This is a genomic window from Veillonella sp. AF36-20BH, from assembly GCF_003602765.1.
In the GTDB taxonomy this organism is placed as follows: domain Bacteria; phylum Bacillota; class Negativicutes; order Veillonellales; family Veillonellaceae; genus Veillonella; species Veillonella hominis.
In genome coordinates, this window is sequence record NZ_QTLR01000001.1 from 448426 (window position 1) to 472673 (window position 24248).

At 37.5% G+C, this 24248-nt stretch carries 20 protein-coding genes, 1 other RNA gene and 1 other annotated feature; all 21 genes read right to left on the reverse strand.

What is annotated here, in order from left to right; translation table 11 throughout:
* Positions 1–3: 3 nt before the first annotated feature.
* Positions 4–2193 (reverse strand): DNA helicase PcrA, encoded by a 2190-nt coding sequence (pcrA, locus tag DW000_RS02175; RefSeq protein ID WP_008714018.1) that lies wholly within the window; start codon positions 2191–2193, stop codon positions 4–6.
* A 104-nt stretch (positions 2194–2297) separates the two neighbouring features.
* Positions 2298–3239 (reverse strand): manganese-dependent inorganic pyrophosphatase, encoded by a 942-nt coding sequence (locus DW000_RS02180; RefSeq protein WP_008714019.1) that lies wholly within the window; start codon positions 3237–3239, stop codon positions 2298–2300.
* Positions 3240–3394: 155 nt separating this feature from the next.
* The gene (locus DW000_RS02185) at positions 3395–6577 is read right to left on the reverse strand and encodes a multidrug efflux RND transporter permease subunit (RefSeq protein WP_120054821.1); all 3183 of its coding nucleotides are present in this window, start codon (positions 6575–6577) and stop codon (positions 3395–3397) included.
* A gap of 14 nt (positions 6578–6591) precedes the next feature.
* Entirely contained in the window at positions 6592–7719 is a 1128-nt protein-coding gene (locus tag DW000_RS02190) for an efflux RND transporter periplasmic adaptor subunit (RefSeq protein WP_120054822.1), read from the reverse strand.
* Positions 7720–7965: 246 nt separating this feature from the next.
* Positions 7966–8583 (reverse strand): Type 1 glutamine amidotransferase-like domain-containing protein, encoded by a 618-nt coding sequence (locus DW000_RS02195; protein ID WP_008714022.1) that lies wholly within the window; start codon positions 8581–8583, stop codon positions 7966–7968.
* A 192-nt stretch (positions 8584–8775) separates the two neighbouring features.
* Positions 8776–9117, reverse strand: a transfer-messenger RNA (tmRNA) gene (ssrA, locus tag DW000_RS02200).
* A 137-nt stretch (positions 9118–9254) separates the two neighbouring features.
* On the reverse strand, positions 9255–10412 hold the full coding sequence (gene bioF, locus DW000_RS02205) for an 8-amino-7-oxononanoate synthase (protein ID WP_004695982.1): 1158 nt from the start codon (positions 10410–10412) through the stop codon (positions 9255–9257).
* 4 nt (positions 10413–10416) lie between these two features.
* Positions 10417–11145 carry a 6-carboxyhexanoate--CoA ligase gene (locus tag DW000_RS02210; protein WP_004695984.1) on the reverse strand — a complete coding sequence of 243 codons (729 nt, stop codon included), beginning with the start codon at positions 11143–11145 and terminating at the stop codon, positions 10417–10419.
* Entirely contained in the window at positions 11145–11645 is a 501-nt protein-coding gene (locus DW000_RS02215; protein ID WP_004695986.1) for a hypothetical protein, read from the reverse strand. Before DW000_RS02215 ends, DW000_RS02210 begins: the two co-directional genes overlap by 1 nt.
* 154 nt (positions 11646–11799) lie before the next feature.
* On the reverse strand, positions 11800–12270 hold the full coding sequence (gene smpB, locus DW000_RS02220; RefSeq protein WP_004695987.1) for an SsrA-binding protein SmpB: 471 nt from the start codon (positions 12268–12270) through the stop codon (positions 11800–11802).
* An 8-nt stretch (positions 12271–12278) separates the two neighbouring features.
* Positions 12279–14642: a ribonuclease R gene (gene rnr, locus DW000_RS02225; protein WP_008714023.1), complete on the reverse strand. Its 2364-nt coding sequence runs from the start codon at positions 14640–14642 to the stop codon at positions 12279–12281.
* Between the two features lie 58 nt (positions 14643–14700).
* Positions 14701–14937, reverse strand: a complete 237-nt coding sequence (gene secG, locus DW000_RS02230) for a preprotein translocase subunit SecG (RefSeq protein ID WP_004695991.1) — start codon at positions 14935–14937, stop codon at positions 14701–14703.
* Between the two features lie 5 nt (positions 14938–14942).
* Positions 14943–15617, reverse strand: a complete 675-nt coding sequence (gene sigH, locus DW000_RS02235) for an RNA polymerase sporulation sigma factor SigH (protein WP_004695993.1) — start codon at positions 15615–15617, stop codon at positions 14943–14945.
* Between the two features lie 73 nt (positions 15618–15690).
* A complete protein-coding gene (locus DW000_RS02240) occupies positions 15691–16224 on the reverse strand; it encodes an NYN domain-containing protein (RefSeq protein WP_004695995.1) in 534 nt (177 codons plus the stop codon).
* Between the two features lie 2 nt (positions 16225–16226).
* Complete coding sequence (gene rlmB, locus DW000_RS02245; RefSeq protein WP_004695997.1) at positions 16227–16958, reverse strand: 23S rRNA (guanosine(2251)-2'-O)-methyltransferase RlmB; 732 nt, start codon at positions 16956–16958, stop codon at positions 16227–16229.
* A 1-nt stretch (position 16959) separates the two neighbouring features.
* Entirely contained in the window at positions 16960–17436 is a 477-nt protein-coding gene (locus DW000_RS02250; RefSeq protein WP_101928324.1) for a ribonuclease III domain-containing protein, read from the reverse strand.
* The gene (gene cysS / locus DW000_RS02255) at positions 17426–18874 is read right to left on the reverse strand and encodes a cysteine--tRNA ligase (RefSeq protein WP_120054823.1); all 1449 of its coding nucleotides are present in this window, start codon (positions 18872–18874) and stop codon (positions 17426–17428) included. The genes DW000_RS02250 and cysS overlap by 11 nt, the downstream gene beginning before the upstream one ends.
* Positions 18875–18923: 49 nt before the next feature.
* Positions 18924–19130 (reverse strand) — a binding site (T-box leader).
* A gap of 239 nt (positions 19131–19369) precedes the next feature.
* Entirely contained in the window at positions 19370–20323 is a 954-nt protein-coding gene (locus DW000_RS02260) for a bile acid:sodium symporter family protein (RefSeq protein WP_230949586.1), read from the reverse strand.
* 136 nt (positions 20324–20459) lie between these two features.
* The gene (gltX, locus tag DW000_RS02265; RefSeq protein ID WP_008601075.1) at positions 20460–21929 is read right to left on the reverse strand and encodes a glutamate--tRNA ligase; all 1470 of its coding nucleotides are present in this window, start codon (positions 21927–21929) and stop codon (positions 20460–20462) included.
* Positions 21930–21931: 2 nt separating this feature from the next.
* Positions 21932–23107 (reverse strand): 2-C-methyl-D-erythritol 4-phosphate cytidylyltransferase, encoded by a 1176-nt coding sequence (gene ispD, locus DW000_RS02270; RefSeq protein ID WP_120054824.1) that lies wholly within the window; start codon positions 23105–23107, stop codon positions 21932–21934.
* Positions 23091–24242, reverse strand: coding sequence for a TRAM domain-containing protein (locus DW000_RS02275; protein WP_004696009.1), 1152 nt, complete (start codon positions 24240–24242; stop codon positions 23091–23093). Before DW000_RS02275 ends, ispD begins: the two co-directional genes overlap by 17 nt.
* Positions 24243–24248 lie beyond the last annotated feature (6 nt).

Consider the following 24248-nt stretch of genomic DNA (forward strand, 5'->3'; position numbering starts at 1 on the left):
ATTTTATCCCTTCTTAACAGGTGCAAATTTTGCCATTACTACACGTACACCTTGTGTGGGGAATTCAATAGTTAGCTTCATACCAGCCCCTTCACCGGCAACGTTGATAACCTTACCATTGCCCCATTTACTATGAATGGCTGTATCACCTACTTTCCAATCAGCAATCACTTCATTGCGAACAATTGGTTTTGTTACAGGGCGACTGGTAACACTCATATGTTGCGGTACATGGCGCTTAATATCATCAGGTACTTTACGCTTAGCACGCAAACCATCTACTAACTCTTCTGGAATTTCATCGATAAAACGAGATGGTAAATAGCTACTAGTGCGTCCAAATACGGTACGCGTAGTGGCATTAGAAATATATAATTCCTTTTCAGCACGAGTAATACCTACATAAGCAAGGCGGCGTTCCTCTTCAATTTCCTCAGGGTTCATCAAGGTGCGGCTATGTGGGAATAAGCCTTCCTCCAAGCCTCCTAAGAATACGATTGGGAACTCCAGACCTTTCGCAGCATGTAATGTCATCAATGTAACTTTAGACTCTTCTTGCTCGAAAGAATCAACATCATTTACGAGTGCTACTTGTTCCAAGAAGTCTTCCACTGTACCATTTGGATTTGTATCTTGGAAGTCTTTAGCTACAGATAAAAGTTCACCGATATTCTCAGCGCGAGCCTGATCTTGTGGATCTGTACTCTCTTCTAATTGTGCCAAGTATCCGGTTCTATCAAGAATAGATTCTAAGATATCAAGTACAGTTTTATCTTCCATTTCAGCTACGAGAGTAAAGATAAGGATACCAAATTCCTCTAACTTTTCCTTTGTCTTACCTTTAATCGTATCTACTAGATGCAGCTGTGTTAATGTCATAAACAAGGACGTGCCATTTGCACGAGCATAATCTTGTAGTTTTGCCACTGTAGTAGCACCAATACTACGCTTAGGTACATTGATGATACGTAATAAGCTCAAATCATCGAATGGATTATATAACACGCGTAAGTAAGCTAAAACGTCCTTAATTTCTTTACGATCATAGAACTTCGTGCCCCCTACCATCGTATATGGCAGAGCCCGTTTAATCAGTGCTTCTTCAAGTACACGAGATTGAGCATTTGTACGGTACAAAATAGCCATATCACCATAAGGCACACCATGAATATCGTGCTTTTTAGCAATTGTATCGCCAATAAAAGCAGCTTCTTCATGTTCAGACTGAGCCGTAAAATGCTGAATTTTAGCCCCTTCTGTCTTATCGGTCCATAAATTTTTCTTAGGACGACCTTCATTATTTTCAATTACCGCATTCGCTGCATCAAGAATAATCTTTGTAGAACGATAGTTTTGTTCCAACTTGATGGATGTACAGTTCGGATAATCCTTTTCAAAGTCCAAAATATTTTGAATATCTGCGCCACGCCATGCGTAAATACTTTGATCAGCATCACCTACAACGGCAATATTTTTCCAATGAGAGGCTAATAATTTAGCCAATAAATATTGAGCATGGTTCGTATCTTGATATTCGTCGATCATAACATAACGAAAACGCTTGCTATATTTATCTAACACAGCCTCATTGGACTGCAATAATTTAACAGCTACCAATAAAAGATCATCAAAATCTAGAGCATTATTCTTACGCAATTCCCGTTCATAATACTCATATACATCAGCAACCTTTTGTTGGTAAAAGTCTCTCGCTTGCTTTCTAAAATCTGAGGCAAATAACAATTTATTTTTTGCATCGGATATGGCACCAATCATAGCACCTACAGGATAGTATTTATCGTCAAGGTTTAATGCTTTTAAAGCAGCCTTAATAACAGCTTGCGAGTCAGATGTATCGTAGATTGTAAAATTACTGTTATAACCTAAGAAGTTATCTAATTCAAAACGCAAGAATTTCGCACAGAAGCTATGAAATGTGCTGAGCCAAATTCGAGTAGCTACATCACCTACTAAACCTTCTACACGACTTTTCATTTCTTTTGCCGCTTTATTGGTAAACGTAATAGCTAAGATTTCATAAGGATTAACACCTTGAGCCAATAAATGTGCAATGCGAACGGTTAACACCTTTGTTTTACCAGATCCAGCACCGGCTAAAATCAATAAAGGGCCTTCCGTATGTTGAACGGCTTGTTGTTGCTCTTTATTTAAACCTGTTAATAATGAATTCATCGGAACACCCCTATCGCCCTTACATATACTATAGTTTCATAATCATATAAATAGAGAAGAAGAACGTTGCAAGCAACGTTCTTTTCCCTTTGTATACTACTATACTATTTCATAGCACCAAGAATTGGTGGTACGATTTGTTTTTTACGAGACATAGTATTTGGCAAGAATACGCCATTATCTTTAACTTCTTTTTCGAATGCTTTTGTTACTACAGCTTCTACATCACCGCTGAATAACAATGTAGTACTTTCATCAAGAATATTTGTAACCATGATGTAAGATGCATCATAGTTATTAGCGCTGCGAAGAGCCTCTAATGCAGCTACAAGTTCAGCTTGTTTAGCCAATACATCTGTTGTATCCATAACAGAAATTTGACCGATAGAAATTGTTTTACCTGCTTCGGAGAATTCTTTCATATCTGTACGAACGATGTCGTCGTTAGTCAAATCAGAAATATCTGCACCAGCTTTTAACATATCAAGGCCATAGGACTCGATATCTACACCAGCGATTTCCGCCAATTTATGTGCCATTTCTTTATCTGTTTCTGTGCATGTTGGAGAGCGGAATAAAACAGTATCAGAAATGATAGCGGACAACATCAAACCAGCAATAGTTTTAGGAATTTCTTGATTGTTTTCCATGTACAATTTAGTAATGATTGTATTAGAGCAACCTACTGGTTCTAAACGCATAAATACAGGACCATCAGTTTCGAAATCACCAATGCGGTGATGATCCACAACGCCGCACATATTCATAGACTTGTAACCGTCAATGATTTGTTTAGATTCATTGTGGTCTGTTAAATATAAGTTACCACCTTCTGGAGCAAATTCTTCCCAATTCTTAACGATTTGAGGGTGTTCAAAACCAAAATGATTCAATACGTATGTTGTTTCCTTATTTGCTTCACCTGCACATACTGGAGTAGCTGGTGTACCCATTTGTGTTAAGAAATTAGCAAAGGAAATAGCAGAACAAATAGAATCTGTATCAGGGCTTTTATGACCTGCTACATATGTTTTTACATCACTCATAATATACCTCTTTTATATAAATTTCACACTTAATATCGACTTACGTCAATCCGATTTTTAACTCTATTATTATATCATAAATTATATAAAAAAACACGCCACTACTAAGTAGTGACGTGTTTTTATCATTCTAAAAAATTATCTAATGTAAATGATTAGTCGTGATTTTTTTTGCGGTTTGTAAACAAACCAGGTCCAAGTGTTTCAATGATGATGAACAGCATTGGAATGATAAAGATACCAAACAATGTTGCTGTTGTCATCCCTGCTACTACAGTAATACCCATGGATGTACGAGCACCAGAACCAGCACCAGTAGATACTGCCAATGGCAATACACCAAGGATAAACGCAAAGGATGTCATCAAAATTGGACGTAAACGAATTTTTGCAGCTTCGATAGCGGCATCAACAACGTTCATACCACGTTCGTCAACACGGATCTTAGCGTACTCAATAATCAAAATCGCATTTTTTGCAGCCAAACCAACAAGGGTTAAGAGACCAATCTGCATGTAAATATCATTAGCTAAGGAATATCTGCCTGTAAAGTTCAACAAGAATGGAACTAAAGAAGCACCAATCATACCAGATGGTACGGAGAACAATACGGCAAATGGTACCTTCCAAGATTCATACAAGGCAGCCAAAATTAAGAATACAAATACTAGACCTAAACCAAGAATCATGATGGTTTGAGAACCAGCTTTCAACTCTTCACGAGATTGACCTGCCCAGTCATATGTATAACCGGCTGGTAATGTTTTAGCTGCCGCCTCTTTCAATGCATTAATCGCATCACCAGAGGAGTAACCATTCGCTTGAGAACCACCGATTTGTACAGCCATCGCATTATCAAAACGAGTAATACTAGACGGTGTACCTGTTTGTTCCTTTGTAATATAGTTAGAAACAGGTACCATTTGGCCATTACTATTTCTAACCGCTAACATATTAAGCTGTTCCGCATTTTGACGATATGCGTCTTCCGCTTGGACTACAACCTTATAGTTTTTACCATAAGTAGTAAAGTCGTTAACTTGAATACTACCGTAGAACCCTTGCAAAGTGGTAAAGATATCAGCTAATGCTACACCATCTTGAGCCGCTTTTTCACGATTTACATCAAATTGTAATGTCGGCGTAGATGTATCAAAAGTAGTATAAATGGATCGAATTGCCGGGCTCTTACGAGCTTCCGCAATAAATTCATTAGTACGATCAGCCATAACTTGTGGACTATCGCCAGCTTTGTTGATGATGTACATACTAAAACCACCAGTTGTACCCAAACCAGGAATGGATGGTGGATTCATAGCAATTACAGTTGCTTCTGGTACACCTTGAGCGGCAAAACCAAAGGTTTGACCAACCATTGCATTAATAGAAGTTGCAGCAGTAGTACGATATTTCCAGTCAGACATAGTAGCAAAAATTACACCAGCACTAGACTTTTGACCACCACCTAAAAGGTCAAAACCAGCGACAGTAAATACTTCTTGGAATAATTGTTCATCCTTAGGTTTTTCAGGATCATTTTTTTCTTCCAAGAAAGATGCAATTTTTTCAAGTGTAGCCATAGTCCGTTCGGATGTAGCACCTGGCGGCTCATTAATAGCAATCATGTAGTAACCACTATCTTCAGCTGGTACGAAAGAAGTTGGTAAGAAGTGGAATACTAAGGCTGTACCACCTGCAAATACTAGCAATGTAATAACAGTTAAACTCAAACGATGGCTTAAACGCGCTAATTGGATGCCATACCAATTACTGAATCGTTCTAGAGCAGCATTAAACTTATTTAATTGGCGATGTAACCAATCTTCACGATTTTTAGATATATGTGGTTTCAACATTGTAGAACATAATGCTGGTGTCAACACAAGTGCAATAATAGCTGAAATTACAACGGAAACAGCAATCGTTAATGCGAACTGTTTGTAAAGGATGCCTGTCATACCACCCATGAAAGCGACTGGTACAAATACAGCAGTCAATACAAAGGCAATACCAATTACTGGTCCTTGCACATTTTCCATTGCTTTAATAGCCGCCTCTTTTGGAGGTAAACCATTATATTTTAACTCATATTCAACAGCCTCTACCACTACGATAGCATCATCAACAACAAGGCCGATAGCCAAAACCATGGCAAAAAGCGTCAAAGTGTTAATAGAGAAATCTAATAAAACAAAAGCACCAAATGTGCCAAGCAAAGATACTGGCACAGCAATCATAGGAATAATTGTAGATCGCCAGGATTGTAAGAATACATATACTACAAAAAGAACGAGTAGTAATGCTTCTACAAAGGTATGCTCTACCTCATTGATAGATGCACTTACGAATTTAGTATTATCTACAACTACGTTATATTGCATATCTGGTGGGAAGGATTTAGATTGCTCATCTAGAACCTTCTTAACATTAGCAATTGTTTCTAATGCATTAGCATCATTTTGTAGGGAAATAGCAAAACCGGCAACCTCTTTATGAGCAGATTTTGCGATGAAGTCATACCCTTCAGCCCCAATTTGAATACGGGAGACATCTTTTAGATGTAATACCTTACCATTAGTACTTTTAATAGCAATATTGCCAAATTGTTCAGGTGTTACGAGACGTCCATCAATTTTGATAGGATATTGAAAGGCTTGTTCACCATTTGTAGGATTTTTCCCTACTGTACCTGCTGCAGCTTGTAAGTTTTGACCTTTTATAGCCGCCGTAACTTCAGAGATAGTAACACCAAGTTTTTGCATCTTCGCAGGATCCAACCAAATGCGCATAGAATAATCAGATCCGAACTCCTGTACAGAACCAACACCCTTAATGGATTTGATTGTATCCATCATATAATTGGTACCATAGTTCTTTAAGAATGTTGCATCATATGTGCCATTTGGTGAACTCAAAGAAAATATAAGTGCCATATCACCAGAAGATTTAGTAGTTGTAACACCTACAGCTTGTACCTCTGAAGGCAATTGTGCAAGTGCTGCTTGAACACGGTTTTGGGTATTAACCGCATCCATATCAGCATCTGTACCTTGATTGAACTGAACAGTCAACGAATAGCTACCGTTACTGGAACTATTAGATGTCATATAGTCCATATCTTGTACGCCTACAATCTGCGTTTCAATAATACTGGCTACTGTATCATTAACAACTTGAGCAGTTGCACCAGTATAAGCAGTATTAACTTGAACTGTAGGTGGAGAAATTTGTGGATATCGAGCTACCGGAAGGTTCATCATAGAGATAAGCCCTACCAACGTGATAACAATGGCTATTACGATGGCAAAGATAGGTCGATTAATAAAGAATTTCGACACGATCTATCCTCCTTTTATTTTGTAGCTTTCAACTGTTCTTTAGTTAGTAGTTTGCCATTTACTTTTACGCCATTTTTCACCTTAGTTAAGCCGTCAACGATGATTGTGTCTCCAGGTGCTAAACCGGCTTTAATAATTGTATCGCTACCACTTGTACCGCCAACTTCAACACTTTTTTGTTCTACTACACCATCAGCATTTACAACATAGATAAAGTTTTTATCCATAATTTGAAGAATGGCACGACTAGGAACAAGAATAGCATCTTTGAGTTTTTGACCAGGAGAAATCACTGTAGCAAACATATTTGGCAACAACAAATGATCAGGATTTGGGAAAGATGCTTTCAACACAAGCTTACCTGTTGATTGATCAAGACTTTTTGCTGCTTGAACAATAGAACCCGGTTGATTATACGTTTCGCCATCAGCAAGTTTTAACTGAATATTTGGGCCATTGGAATCATCGCCAGTTGGGTTTTTCATGAAGTCAAGATATTCTTGCTCTGTCATACTAAATTCAACAAAGATTGGATCGATAGAATCAATGGTTACTAATGTTGTAGAACCTGCTTGTACAAATGTACCCATATCGATATCATCCATACGTAATGTACCAGAATATGGTGCATATACCATTGTATCGCCATAGTTATCTTGAGCAATTTTTACGGATGCTTCGTATGCTTCATAAGCTGCCTTAGCTTGTTCTACAGTACTTCGTTGTGTATCTACACGTTGTTGCGCAATAGCATCTTGTTGAGCTAATGTTTCATAACGATTAAGGTCTACTTCAGCATTTTTATAGTTTGCATTAGCTTGAGCAGCTTGTGCTTCTGCATTAGCAAGAGTAGCTTCGTATTGACGAGAATCGATACGATATAATGGCTGGCCAGCAACAACTTGCTCCCCGCCTTTAACATATTTTTCAACTACGTAACCGGTTACACGAGCATGTACAGCTACAGAGTTTTCTGCAACTACTGTACCAGCATAGGTTTGGTTTACCTGTGCATCACTTGCAGTAATTTTGTATGCATTGACACTCACGTCGCCTGCTTGCTGTTGATTACTGCCACAACCAGCAACCATTACAGCGGATACAACGAGAGCCGCTAACATACGGGAATAACGGAACTTCATTATCTGTACTCCTTTACACGAAACTAATCATCTATGTGTCATAATTACATAAATATTTATATATATTTTACAGGATTCTATAGACAAAGTCAATTTTTTCGATACTCCTCCACCTTTATAGAACATAGATAAAATCTGATTAACCCCACATATATTGTATACAACAAAAATGTTAAAAACTATTGACATTTTATATTCAATATGAACTTAAATAGTTTTAGAATTATAAAACTATATATTACTAGTTTACTTTTTTTCAGTTAATACCGTATAACCATGATCCTCAACTAAGATTACTTCATTATTGTTTATCGGCACTAATGGTATCTTATTTTGATAAGTATCTAATGTTTTCTGAGCAGTCTCTTCAAATGGATACTCTCCTAAATGAGGCACAACATAATGATTAAATACATTTACACCCATATAATCATCTAATTCAGATGCTATACTTTTATCATCCATTATCTGATTATATTCAATATTTTCAGACATAATAATTGCGCCAGCAGATTCACCAATATATAATAAGCCTTCTTTGATTCTTTCATAAAGTAGGCCTATAAGATTTTTCTTTTTCAGCTCTTGTAATAGATAAAATGTGTTACCACCAGATATACAGATACATTCAGTCTTTGAAAGTTTATTCTTTAAATAATCTTCATCATATTTAGAAATATCAATAATTTCCAATTCATATCCTAAAGACTTTAACATCTCAACACCTTCATCAATATATCCAGTATATGGTTCAACATTTCCAGCAGTAGGAATAAAAACTATTTTATTCGAAATCATTTTTGAAAGATACTTTTTTGTTATATTTTTTGTTCCTGCTAAATATGACATAAGTAAAATTTCCATGCTTTATCACCTCAAAGACTCTTTATTTAAATTAATTTGAAAATTTTATTATTAATATACAAAAAACCGCCTAAGAATCTACCTAGACGGTTTTAAAACCACTTAATCTGCTTTCCTTTATCTATTATAGCCGAATAATCACAAATTTATCTGTAAGCGCAAACTTATTTCTTAAAATGTACGCTTCTTATTTGGTGGAGATGAGGGGAGTCGAACCCCTGTCCAAGAGTGTTGCCATATAGACTTCTCCGAGCACAGTCTATGATTGAGATCTCGGGTTGCTATCGCTCACAGACAAGCTACACAACCCCAGTTCATATTGTCTCGCCTAATTCATATGAACAACTAAATTAGACCAGCCTACTGTTTGACGTCCATTCACACTTGGTAGGCACAAGTATGAGGGACGTAGCTTATGCAGCTAATGCAAAATTTTCTTCTGCGTTTAAATGTTTTCCCACCGTTTAACGGCCTCATGGAACGCCGACTCGCTATCTATACCACACGCACCCCTGTCGAAACCTTTACATCCCCGTGCGTCGGTCTCATAATTATAAGCCCATTTAATACAGCTGTCAATTATATAGAGCCTTTATAATTCAGTTAAATCTATAACTTCTAGATTACTTTATCCACTACTACAAATGAAGCTATTATATAGAATCATAAAATTAATTCAATTCTTTGATAGCTTTATCCAATGTCCGGCACACATAATCAATTTGTTCTTTATTATGAGCAGCTGTAACGGTTAAACGAATTCTACTTTCACCAACAGGAACTGTAGGCGGACGTATCGCTGTACCTATAATTCCAGCATTGTATAGATAATCAGATACTGCTAGTGTATCTTCATTACTTCCGATTAATATTGGGAAAATTGGAGTTTCATTGGTCGCTTCAATTCCCATGGCAATCAATTGAAGAGCCATATAGTTTACGTTCTCTTGTAAACGTCCTAATACAGATGTATCAGACTCAAGAATATGCAACGCAGCCAGGGCTGCCCCTATGTCAGCAGGAGATAATGCAGTGGAGAATATAAAGCTACGACTCATATTCACAAGATAATCAATGATGGTGCTATTAGCAGCTACATAGCCGCCAACAGAACCTAACGATTTGCTCAATGTACCTAGCTGAATATCCACTTCTTTCTCGAGACCATAATAAGCAGCCGTTCCATGACCGCTACCAATGGTCCCCGTCGCATGAGCATCGTCTACCATAAGTAAAGCATTATACTCACGGCTAACCTCGTAAAGCTTATCTAATGGGGCTATATCGCCATCCATGCTAAAGACCCCATCTGTGACAATGAGCTTACGTGCATTACGATCTACTTGTTTAAGTAAAAACTTTAACTCCTCTACATCACAGTGACTATAGGCTTTTACAGTAGCCTTACTCAATCTACAACCATCAATAATACTAGCATGGTTTAATTCATCGCTAAAAATGGTCATATTTTTATCTGCTATGGCAGAAATAGTACCTACATTTGCCATGTAACCCGTATTAAAGACGAGAGCTTTTTCTGTATTCTTAAATTTTGCTAGTTCTCTTTCAAGATCTGTAAACAAGGGAAATGTACCGGATACCAGACGCGATCCACCTGATCCAGTACCATATTGTTGAGCTCCCTTAATGGCCCCCTCTATTACACGTTCATCAAAAGTAAGACCTAAATAATTATTTGACGCCATCATCAAATATTCTTTATCATTTCTTTTAACACGTACTGCGTCTATAGGGCAATATTCCGTTAATGTACGCAAATTTAGGTTATTGATTTTATTATTTAATTGCTCTTGGAAGAATTTATACATACAATCACCGCTGAACAAGTACTGGTGCTTTTTCCAAATACTTGATTACACAGTCCACATCAGTATTTGGTTTAACAAAAAATACACGCCCTCCTAGATTAGATCCAAATTCTTTCATGCTAGGAATTCGATGGTAAATATCATTGCAAGCAACATAGCCTACTGTGTAATCAGGATCATCAGACCAACATAATTCACCTACAATCCCCTCTGCAGATTGCACTTTAGAAGCCAATACTAAGGCCTCTCTCATATGTTCATTTTCCCCTAGTTTTTCAGAGTCAAAGGAGTCCATATGACTCACGCGAACACCACGGTTACCAGAATCTATGCGCTCACCAGAAATTGCATCAACCAACATAGCACCTCGCATAGATGAATCTAAACCTTCTAATAGAAAAATAGCATGTTTAACAGCAGTTTCACTAATATCAGCGCCCTGTAAAAGTTCAACAGCTAATTGATGTGCCTCGGCAACAGTATTCGCCAAATGTTCATTTACCTTTAAACATTCTATATATGTAATTGTTTCTGCAGGAATTAAGTCCACTGTAATATTAATAAAATCAGCAGTCCCCTTACTATGATGCAGCGCTCGTTCGGCTAAAGACTGGGCAATAGATCCAACTTGATTTAAGGTCACAATGCGTTCTGCGCCAGAAATATGGTGGCCCCCGTTTTCATGGGGACCACCTTGAGCCGCGCGCATACGCACACTATATAATTCGTCCATTATGATACCTTACCTTTAACTACATTACTTTGAGGTACTTGGTTGTGAATTTTATAGAATACTTTCACAAATACTGGTGCCATAATTACTGTAAAGATCATACCTGGAACTGCGAGAGCTATCATCGGTAATGCAGCCTTACCAACGTATAAAGACAAAGATAATCGCGCTAAAGCAGATGCAATTGGACCAGAAACCATAATACCTATCATGTGATTATGGCAGATCCAAAGGATTAGTCCCACAATGAGCCGGAATTGCATAGCAATCATAACATTTAAAATAGTTTGAGTACCTAATGCTAAGCCTATTAGACTAGATAAACAACCACTTATAATATACTTTTTAAATCCGAATACGGCACATATCGCTACCGCCAACGGGGCTGATAATTGAAACTCTATACCTGGAATGACATTAGGTATTTTAATAGCCCCTAATACAGTAATCATGGCAGTTAAAATAGCAACCTCTGTAATGTACCGAATGTTCTGATTCATAATGTATCTCCTCTACTTAGAAAATGTCAACTACAAACATCTCTTATTGTTTACATTATAAATTCTCACTGTATTTTTATCAACCACTAAAAATAACATAGTTAACAAATATACAAAAAGAACCAAGCCATATCGACTTGATTCCTTATAATTCTTAATATTTTTGTTGCTCTTTAATTCGCTTAGCAATATCGCGCTTGGCATCACGTTCCGCCATATCTTGACGCTTGTCATAAAGTTTCTTACCAGTTACTAGACCCACAGTAACCTTTACATAACCGTGACTAAAATGAAAGTTTAGCGGCACTAAAGAAAATCCTTTTTCCTTAACTTGAGCATGTAACTTATTGATTTCAGATTTATGCATCAATAACTTGCGTGTCCGCTCCGGTTCATGGTTAAAACGATTACCTTGTTCATACGGACTGATATGTACACCATACAATAAAATTTCCCCTTTATCTATACGACAAAAGCTGTCCTTAAGATTAAGCTTACCTTGACGAATAGACTTTATTTCAGTTCCTGTTAAAGCAATACCAGCTTCATAGGTTTCATGAATATGAAAATCATGACGCGCCTTACGATTGTCAGCAATAAGCGATGGGCTAGATTTCTTTGCCATATTCTCCTCTATCGTTTACGTTTACTTTTAGATTTTTTAGATTGACTACGTTTTGTAGCTTTATTTGACTTCTTGCGACTCGATTTACCTTTTTTAGATTTTTTACTGAAAGCATCATATCTAGAACGCCCAGCTTTTGAATCATCTCGTTTAGAAGTTTTTCTACCGTTTTTTCGGGATGACTTTCGCCCCTTTAGATTTCCAAAACCATCACGACTAGTAGCATAGTCAGAGCCACTACTCAATTGTTCTTGGATAGCCATCAGATTATCTACTTCACCAAGAACAAAATCGATTTGTTTCTTTTCTACATCGGCTTTTACAAGTGTAACAGTAACCTTTTCACCTAAGTGATAGGTTTTACCTGTCCGCTTACCAACAAGAACAAAATGTTCTTCGTCAAAGAAATAATAATCGTCGTTCATCATGCTAATATGCACGAGACCGTCGATACCATTCTCTAACTCTACGAACATGCCAAAGGAGGTTATGCTCGCAATAGTGCCTTCAAAAACTTCGCCTACAAATGGAACCATGTATTGAGTCTTCTTTAGATCAGTAGTTTCTCGTTCTGCCTCGGTTGCCACTTGTTCTTGTATGGAAGAATGTTCCACAGCACCAGCTAAGAAAGCTTCATCTACATCTCGTTTAGAGTATCCACCCTTCCAGTGCATATCCGCTTTTAAAAGTCGATGTACCATCAAATCCGGATAACGTCTAATGGGAGATGTAAAATGCGTATAGCAAGTGGATGCTAACCCAAAATGGCCGACGTTTTCAATGCTATATTTCGCTTGCTGCATAGAACGTAAGGTCATAATTTGAGCCACTTGCTCAATATCTTGTCCCTTCACTACATCAAGGATTTTTTGGAAATCTCGTGGTGTTACACCATCAGCACTAAGGACAAGAGTTTGACCTAAATAATGTAATACCTTTTGGAATAAATCCAATTTTTCTTCACTAGGATGTTCATGAATACGATATACCGATGTACGTTGAGTATCCTTTAAATGCGTAGCTACCGTCTCATTAGCAATGAGCATACATTCTTCGATAAGCCGCTCTGCCATAGTTCGATCGCGTTTTACGATACGCAACGGTGTACCATCGAGATCAAGTAATACCTTATATTCCGGAAAATCAAAGTCTAATGCCCCTCTACGACGACGCATACGATTTAAAATCTTAGAAATTTCTGCTAAGTCACGAAGCATAGGAATAAAATCTACTAAATCGTCAGGAACAATGTTTTCCTCTAACGCTTTATAAACTTCTTTATAGCTGCAACGACGTCCTACATGGATAATAGACGGACGAATACGATAATTAACAACTGTACCTGAATCATCAATTTCCATCATACACGTCATAGCATAGCGATCTTCGTGGGCATTTAAACTACAAATACCATTCGATAATACCTCTGGTAACATTGGTACTACGCGGTCCACTAAGTAAACTGAAGTCCCCCGCTTGTATGCTTCATTGTCAATAGGCTGGCCTGAAGTAACATAATGACTAACATCCGCAATGTGTACGCCTAGCTCATAATTACCATTTGGTAATTTACGACCACTTACAGCATCGTCAAGATCTTTTGCATCTTCTCCATCGATAGTTACCATTTGTAAGGCTCTAAGATCCCACCGCTTCGGATCTTCATGAACAATAGTATCTATCTTCTCACTTGCCTCAATTACCTCTTTAGGGAATGCAAAAGGAATCTTATGATTAGCCATAATACAGTTGATGTCTAGGCCTACATCCCCCTTATAACCTAAAATTTCTGTTATAATTCCTTCAGGTTTTTTATTGCCTTCAGGCCATTTTGTAATTTTTACTAGTACCTTAGCTCCACTCCGAGCATCTAAAGTATCTTTTAAATCTACAAAAATATCTGTTCCAATACGTTCATCATCTGGTACAACAAAGCCGAAGTGTTGTTGTCTGTCGTAAGTACCAACTATGGTTTCATTAGCACGCTCAATAACATCAACGATGATGCCTTCACGTTTATGTTTTGTATAATCTGATGGTACAATACGAACACGTACCTTATCATTATGCATAGCAGTTCCTTTATTTTGTTCTGCTACATAAATATCTTCATCATCCAGCATAATAACAAATCCATAAGATTTACGATATCCTTTGTAGATACCTTCATATTCTTCATGCTGTTGATCTTCATATCGGTATACATCTGGTCGAGATGAAGTTAATACGCCTTCACGGGCGAGCATTTTCGCAGATCGAATAAACATTTCAAGATCTTTGCCACCTCGAATACGATTATCCATTGCTGCATCCTCAATATGGTATGCATGTGGTTGTATAGATTTATAAAAGTCCAATACCTTCTTCTTCAAGTCTGCACCCCCTTATTAGGATGAAAAAAGAAAAAGCCTGCAAAGCAGGCTTTCATCATTAGAATTGATTAATCATTGCCCCTAACACTAAGCTCAACACAGCAAAGATAATCCCCAATATAATCGTACATTTAGATAAGAAAGCATCTAAACCGCGTTGCTTACCACCAAAAGAAGAGTCTGCCGCACCAGAAACAGCACCGCCCATGCCTGCATTTTTGCTATTTTGTGCAACAACTACTACAATTAATAAAATAGATACGATTACTTCTACAATCATTAAGAAATTTGTCACGACTGTCATCCTTCCTGTGATGCTCGATGCGAGCCCAATACACGATGTTCTAAATACTTCTCTAATTTACGTTTTACCCTTTGTAGCGCATTATCAATAGATTTAACACTACGATCTGTGACCTCAGCCATTTCTTGATAGGAACGTCCATCAAGGTATCCTTCCAAGACTTCCCATTCGAGATCACTTAAAATATGACCAATATTGTGCTCAATATCATCTAGTTCCTCTTGACTGATAATGAGGTCTTCAGGATTTGTAATCTTTGTTGAAGATAGCATTTCAATCAATGTACGCTCAGAGTCCTCTGTATACACCGGTTTATTTAAGGATATATAGGAGTTCAAAGGCGCATGTTTTTGTCTTGTAGCCGATTTAATAGCTGTAATAATTTGTCTAGTTATACAAAGTTCTGCAAAAGCTCTAAAAGACGCTAATTTATCATGTTTAAAATCTCGCGTCGCCTTATAGAGTCCAATCATCCCTTCTTGGATGATATCCTCTCGGTCGGCACCTACCAAAAAATAGGAGCGAGCCTTAGCTCTTACAAAGTTCTTATATTTATTAACAATATAATCGATTGCAAACTCATTTTGCTCTTCCTGAGCTATGACCACAACTTGCTCATCGGTCATTTCCTTGAAATTGTAATCGGACTTGCGTGTATGAATCATTTTCATAAGCTCCTCCTTACAATTGAGCGAGAAAAACCAATATATTTATTATACTGGAACGGTATATGATTTTCAACTATCAATGACCTCGACGCAATTTCTCAAGCTTTTCAGCAACTTCAGGAGATAATAAACCTCCCACTTCATTACGACGCACTGAAAATTGATCACGTCTATGTTCATGAGCATATTGAAGTCGTTCTTCTTCCTTAGCTATACGAATCATATTTTGCAACTCACGAGCAGGAATGCGCAACCCGCCAGAGCCTAGAATTTGATTCTGTTCTGCCCCATCGGAGGTTACAACATATACATTAGTATATTTGCCTTTACGTAAAAATACCTCTCGTTCAATAAAGGAATCCGCCGTTTCTCCATCCTCAGTATACACTTCGATAAATCCACTTGTAATAGATTCAATGGAACCTCCAGATTTTGTATACTTACCATCAAATACAAGGATTACTTCGTAACCCTTAAATTTACCATAGTTCAACAATCTATCTCGAAGCTCCATTCTCGCATGTTCTAAAGACTCATGAGCCAATTTTTTCAAATGAGTCCAAGCAAAAATAACATTATAGCCGTCTACAATTAAAATATCTTTTAGCATGATTATTTCGCCTGGCGTTGACGTACCGCCTCATACATAAGAACTGCAGCTGCAACAGATGCATTCAAAGAATTCAAATTTCCATACATAGGAATTGTTACAAGGAAATCACAAGCTTCTTTTACAACGCGACTAATCCCCTTACCTTCATTACCAATGACTATAACCGTAGGAATTGTCATATCTGCTTCATACAAGGTACGATCACCTTCCATATGAGCCCCCATTACCCAAAATCCTTGTTTTTGAAGTTGTTTAATGGTTTGCACTACATTGCCAATTTGTACAAGTGGAATTTGTTCAATAGCTCCAGCAGATGTCTTTGCAACAGTAGCATTAATAGGCGCATTATGTCGTTTAGGAATGAGTACAGCCGTAGCTCCCGCACATTCAGCAGTACGAATGATAGCTCCCATATTATGTGGGTCTTCAACCCCATCCGTTAAGATGAGTAAAGGAACCTCATGTGTCGTTTCTTGTAATACCTCGCCCAATTCTTTAAATTGAACGGCCGATACAAGAGCTATAACCCCTTGATGTGGTACCTCTAAATCGTACTTATTCATCTGTTTAACTGGTGTTGGTCTAACTTCAATACCTTGAGATTTAGCAAGATTTACAATATCAGCTAACCCTGTTTTTACCTTATCTTCACTGACCAGAATACGTTGAATAGAACGGCCACTTTTAAGGGCTTCTTTAACCGCATTGCGACCTACAATATAATTATCCATACTACATACCTCGTAGAGTTATAGAAAAGGCTTGCCCCAAGATATGCTGTAAGCGCTCATCTTGGCGCGTTTCATAAAGAAATCCTAGTACTGCTTCAAAGGCCGTACTACTGCGATATTCTTGAACAGTACTACTTTTAGGCACGTTTACATTACTATTTCTAGCACGGCGTGCAATAGCTTGTTCATCTTCTGTGAAAGTATTTTCTATTTCTAGCAATACTTTTGCCTGTGATTTAGCACAAATAAATTCAGTAACGATAGTATGTAAGATCTGTACTTTTGTAATATTCATTTGTACTACGCGTTCGCGCACATACATGGAGTATACTGCATCACCGATATAAGCTAGCATAACTGCATCGGCACTTAGGCACTCCTCTATTGTTCGTTTGCGCAAACGAAGCGGCTCTTCTTCAAGAGCCGTTAGTTTCTTTATCGCTTCATTCTTTAAGAATTGAAATTGTTTAAACTTCACGTTTTTTCCACCGTGCACCTTGAGGAGAGTCCTCAATGGTAATACCAATCTCAGCTAATCGATCGCGGATACAATCAGCTAATGCCCATTGTTTTTGCTCGCGACAAGCTTGACGTACAGAAAGAATAACTTGCATTAATTCTTCATATTCAGCAGCATTAGCACCCGTATTGCCTTCCCAAGCTTCTTCAAGAACACCAATAACATCTGTCATAAATTTGAAGATTCGTTTCACTTCAGCAATTGCCTCTTGGCAAACAACGCCTTCTCTACTTGTTACAGCTTGATAGTAGATATTAATTTCTTTTGCAAGACCGAACATACTAGAAGTTGCTAAAGCAGTGTTGAAATCATCACTCATAGCATCCTCAAATTCTTCTTCGTATGCTTTCGCTTTTTCTAATAAGCGTTGAGCTTCATCACATGAGCCTGGCTCACATTTTTCAAGGTAAAGAAGGTTTTCAATAGCTGTGCTTAACCGTTCCAAAGATTTATTAGCTTCTTCTAGACGCTCATCAGAGAAATCTAATGGGCTACGGTAATGCGTGCTCAATAAGAAGTAACGCAATGCATCAGGACTATATTGTTCTAAAATATCTTTTACCAAGAAGAAATTATTCAAGGACTTAGACATTTTTTCAGAATTAATAGTGATAAAACCATTGTGCAACCAGTAGCGCACTGCTGGATGTTGACCAGAGCAACCTTCTGATTGAGCAATTTCATTTTCATGATGAGGGAAAATCAAATCGCTACCACCACCGTGGAAGTCAAATTCTGTGCCTAAATATTTTTGGCTCATAGCAGAACATTCAATGTGCCACCCTGGACGACCATTCCCCCATGGGCTTTCCCAATAAGGTTCACCAGGTTTTGCTGCTTTCCACAAAGCAAAGTCCATAGGATTCTTCTTACGACCATCTACTTCAATACGTGCGCCTGCTTCCATATCGTCTAATGTACGACCAGATAACTCACCGTAATGTTCAAATTTCTCCACACTATAATATACATCGCCATCGAGTTCATAGGCGTAGCCCTTGTCAATCAATGTTTGAATCATAGCAATGATATCATCAATATGTGTAGATACACGTGGATAAATGTCTGCACGTTGTACACCTAACGCATCCATTACTTCAAAATAACTATCGATATAGCGGTTTGCAATGGTATCCCAAGAGACACCTTCACCATTAGAAGTGTTGATGATTTTATCATCCACATCAGTAAAGTTTTGTACATATGTTACTTTATAGCCTACATGTTTCATATAGCGACGAATTACGTCCCAAGTCACGAAAGGACGAGCATTGCCAATATGAGGATGATTGTATGGTGTGACACCACATACGTACATTTTTGCCTCACCTGGTGTTACAGGATTAAAAACCTCTTTTTGGCGCGTCATAGTATTATAAACAGTAATTTCTCTCATCGTTACCGATGCCTCCAATTTTGTAAAATAAAAAAGACCTCTCATCTCATACAGAGACGATGGTCCGCGGTTCCACTCTGTTAGGTACCAATAGCGATACCCACTCATCGCATAACGGTGCGTCGCCGGACAAACCTACCTATAATCGGAGTGTCAGCTCGTGAATGCATTTCATCTACCTATCCATGAACCCTCCCACCATCGGTTCTCGCTAAAAAGTTAGTTGTAGAGTACTTCTTTCAGTCTCAGCTATTAAAATAATCTATATTCATATATAAAAATATTTTACCAATAAAGCTATAGAATGTCAATATTTACAAGAAAGATCCCCATCTTTCATAGGCAGCTATTCACATATCATAATAGGTATTTTAAATAGCTTAATTAGAAAGATGAGGATATATAATCAGAATATTAAATTACTATTATCATTCATAACAATAGCTTTTATAGTACACAAGTAATAATAATGTCATTACATCAAATCAATTAATATTAAGCATTTTCTAATTTATCTTGATCATCATGTTTACGGCAAATACCTGCAAAAATAGATCCTGTAAAGTTATGAATGATGGAGAATACTGCACCTGCTACCGCAGCTTGTGGTGTAAAGTGTTTTAGTGCTAAAGATACGGATAATGCAGAATTTTGCATAGCCACTTCAATTTGCATAGCACGACGAGAAGACACATCAATACTGAGAGCTTTACATATAAAGTATGTCACAACATAACCACTCAAATTTTGTACTAAACACGCTACAAAAATAATGAAACCAGTTTCGGCAATTTGCTTTTGGTTAACTGCAGTTACAGCTGCCAAGATAAGCAATACCGCGATAGCTGCAATGGTTGGACATACAGATTTTACAGGTTCAATTTTTGCGCCAATAAAGTAATTCAATACAATCCCCAAAATAATTGGTACTAACACGATTTTTACAATGGATATAAACATTGGCATAAATTGAATTTCAATAGAAGATGTTGCACCTGCATATAATACGACAAATAAAGGCGTTAAAATAGGTGCCAATAATGTGGATACAGTTGTTGCTGATACGGATAAGGGAACATTACCATTTGCAAGGAAGGTCATTACATTAGAAGCAGTACCACCAGGACATGCACCCAACAAGATAAAACCAATCCCAACTTCTGGAGGAAAATTAAATGCTAAGGCTACTAAGAAACCTGCCAATGGCATCCATAAGAATTGGATTACGGATACGAGAATAACCTTCATTGGTTGCTTAAATACATCAATAAAGACTTGAGCCGTTAATGTTAACCCCATCGCAAACATAACAAACTGTAGCATGTAAGCAATATATGGAGTCATCCAAGAAAATACTGCAGGTAGCATATATGCTAAAACAGCCATCAATAGTACTATCCAGGATAGATAACTATTGAATAAGTGATTAATAGAACGAATAACACTCATAAAAACACTCGCTTTCATAATAAATCAAAATTTAATACGCCGATTATTATAGCATTTCTATAGAATATTAACAACACATACAAAAGGAGTTCACATAACACTTGTTACGTGAACTCCTTTGATTAATTGATCAAATTTATTTTGTTAATGCACCTACATTATCTAAACGATGTAAGCACTTTTCTTTACCAAGTAATGTGACAATATTATTCAAATCCGGACCATGCATTTGACCTGTTAAAGCTACACGGATTGGCATAAATACGAATTTACCTTTTAAAGAGGTTTCTTTCATTACGGCCTTGATTGTTGCTTTTACAACTTCAGGTGTAATTTCATCAAGTTCAGCCAATGCATTCCGGAAAGCGCCGAGAACTGTTGGAGCTGTTTCTTCATTCAATACAGCACGCAACTCCTCTTCATGCCCCTCTTCAAGGAATACTGTTTCGCCCATAAACAAGCCTACATGATCTTTGATTTGAGCACCATAGCTAATATGATCACGGAATGTAGAGCATAATAATGTCAACCAATCAATATCAACTTGATTCAAGCTATCTGGAGCTAAACCAACCTCTTTCAAATGCGGCAAACAAAGGTGGAATAATTCTTCATCGCTCAAATTCTTCATGTAGTGGAAATTTATATGGTTCAATTTATCAATATCAAACACAGCAGGATTTTTCGCTACCCGATCCATAGAGAAAGCCTGAATTAATTCATCTTGTGTGAAGAATTCTTCTTCACCTTCAGGAGCCCAACCAAGAAGTGCCAAGAAGTTTACAAGTGCTTCTGGCAAGTACCCTAATTGTTTGTATTGTTCAACAGAGGTAGCACCATGACGTTTAGACATTTTCTTGTAGTCTTTACCAAGAATCAAGGAAATATGACCAAACTTAGGGACCTTCCAACCAAGAGCTTCATAGATAGCCATTTGACGAGGTGTATTGGATAGATGTTCCTCTGCACGAATAACGTGAGTAATCCCCATCATATGATCGTCCATTACTACAGCAAAGTTATATACAGGAATGCCATCAGATTTTACAATTACAAAATCACCAACGCCATTAGATTCAAAGGATACATGCCCACGTACCATATCATCAAAAGCGTATGTTTTATTCAACGGTACACGCAAACGAATTGTAGGTTTACGACCTTCAGCAATATATTTAGCCTTTGTCTCTTCATCTAAGTGTTCACAATGACCGTTGTATTTTGGTGTTTCCCCACGATCCATTTGATCTTGACGCACCGCATCTAACTCTTCAGGTGTGCAATAACACTCATAAGCTTTACCTTCATCCAATAAACGTTGTGTTACTTCTTTATATAAATCAAGACGTTCTGTTTGACGGTAAGGACCATTATTACCACCTACATCAATGCCTTCATCCCAGTTCATGCCAAGCCATTGTAAGGAAGCTTTAATATTCTCTTCACTTTCACGTGTAGAACGAGCTAAATCTGTATCTTCAATGCGCAATACAAATGTGCCTTTTTCCTTACGTGCTAATAACCAGTTAAATAAAGCAGAACGAGCACCACCAATATGGAATGGACCCGTAGGGCTTGGAGCAAAACGAACTTTCATGGAACTCATGATTAAATCTCTCCTTCATATACAGAAACGACAGCTTGTGCAGCAATGCCTTCACGGCGCCCAATAGCCCCTAGCATTTCATTTGTTGTCGCTTTAATACTAATGCGATCTAATGGTATCTCTAATATAGACTGTAAATTAGCCTTCATCATATCGATGTGAGGTTTTAATTTAGGTGTCTCAGAAATAACCATAATATCAATATTATAGGCTTGTAACCCACGTTCTTTCAATAAGAAATTTACTTTTTCTAGTAAAAGCATGCTAGAAATCCCTTTATACTGGTCGTCTTCAGGTGGAAAATAGTATCCAATATCCCGTAAACCTGCAGCTCCCAACATGGCATCCATCAAGGCATGAATGAGAACATCTGCATCGGAGTGACCATCAGGACCAAGGTCAGATTCGATATGAACACCACCTAAGATACAAGGACGACCTGCTTTTAATTGATGAATATCATAACCAAATCCAACGCGCATACACTTATCCTCAATTCCTAAATATCGTTTTGCTACAGCAATATCATTAGGTGTGGTCACCTTAATATTACAATAGTCTCCACTTACTATATGTACAGGCTTACCTAAATACTCGACGAGGGACACATCATCAGTGCCTAAATATTTTTCATCATAAGCCTTTTGATGGGCCGCTTTAAATAGTTCTTTTTGAAAGCCTTGTGGTGTTTGAATTTGATATAACTCACTGCGTTTCAAGGTTTCTATTACGGTATGCTCTGTATTAACCCGTTTAATCGTATCCGTAGCAGGGACACCTACAGTAGCAGCTCCATATTCTATTGCGGCCCTAACAACAGAATCAAACAGTTTAGTTGATGCTAATGGACGCGCTCCATCATGAACTAGCACAATATTACTATCTTCTGATACAGCTTTGAGCCCATATGCCACAGAATCTTGACGTTCTCTTCCACCAAGCACTATCTTTACAGGAATATGTAAATCCAACCCTTGAATATGGTTATACATATATTCTTGTTCGCCTTCAGCTACAACAAGAATAATTTCTTTTAAACCTTCAATCTTTTCTACATTTTGTATGGTACGTTGAATAATAGAATGTCCCCCTAAAGGAATAAATATCTTATTTTCTTTGTATCCCATACGGCGACCAGCACCTGCAGCGAGAACAATACAACTAATTGCCTTGCCCATTTTGTCCTCCATCTACACGAGCAAAAATCATCCGTCCTGCACTCGTTTGTAATATGGATGTAACCATAACCTCTACATTTTGACCAACATAAGGTTTACCATCCTCTACGACAATCATCGTGCCATCGTCGAGATAAGCCACACCTTGGTGTACTTCCTTACCTTCTTTCATGATTTGAACGCGAATCCATTCTCCAGCGATTAGAGCAGGTTTTAATACATTTGCCAATTCATTGAGGTTAAGCACTTCAATACCTTGTACACGAGCCACCTTATTCAAGTTAAAGTCATTAGTCATCAATTTCCATTGCTTATCTAAAGCAAGTCGCATAAGTTTTGAATCAACCTCTACAAGATCATCATAATCATCTTCAACAACTTCTATAGCTACCTTATTGGCATCTTGCATATCCTTCAAAATATCAAGGCCACGTCGGCCACGGTTGCGTTTCGTAGCATCCGCAGAATCAGAAATTACCTGTAACTCATTTAATACAAATAGTGGCACCATAAGAGGGCCTTCAATGAAGCCCGTAGCACATAGTTCTTTGATACGACCGTCAATGATAACTGAAGTATCTAGTAATTTTGGCGTACTAGAGGATTTATCTAATTTATGAGTTGAAAACATTTTAAAACGACTTGTTTTTTTAGTGCTATCTCCTCCCCATTGTTGTACGTAATTATTGTACATTTCGGGGCCTTTACGAGCCATGATTTTAAGTCCACTATATCCAAAAATAGCACTCAAAATTATAGGAATATAAGGTCCTATAATAGGTACTTGATTGAATGCAACGCCAATTAGATTTGCAATAATAAGGCCGAATAATAAACCGATGGTGCCTGCAATCAATTCTTGATTTGGAATATGAGTAAGAATACGCTCTAATCTTTTAGCAATTACTAAACCTTGTTTCAGAATAAATGATGAAATCAGATAACCAATAACAAGGCCTAATAGAGTACCTACGATTAATACTGCAATACGTGCAATTGTTAATGACATGTCCCCAAAAGATTCAAATTGCGAAACCAAATATGGATCAATAATAGGTGCTAAGCTATCCATTCCCACGTAGGCTGCTGTACCTACTAAAATGGCTATTACATAGCGTAAAATCCGATAAATCATGAAATC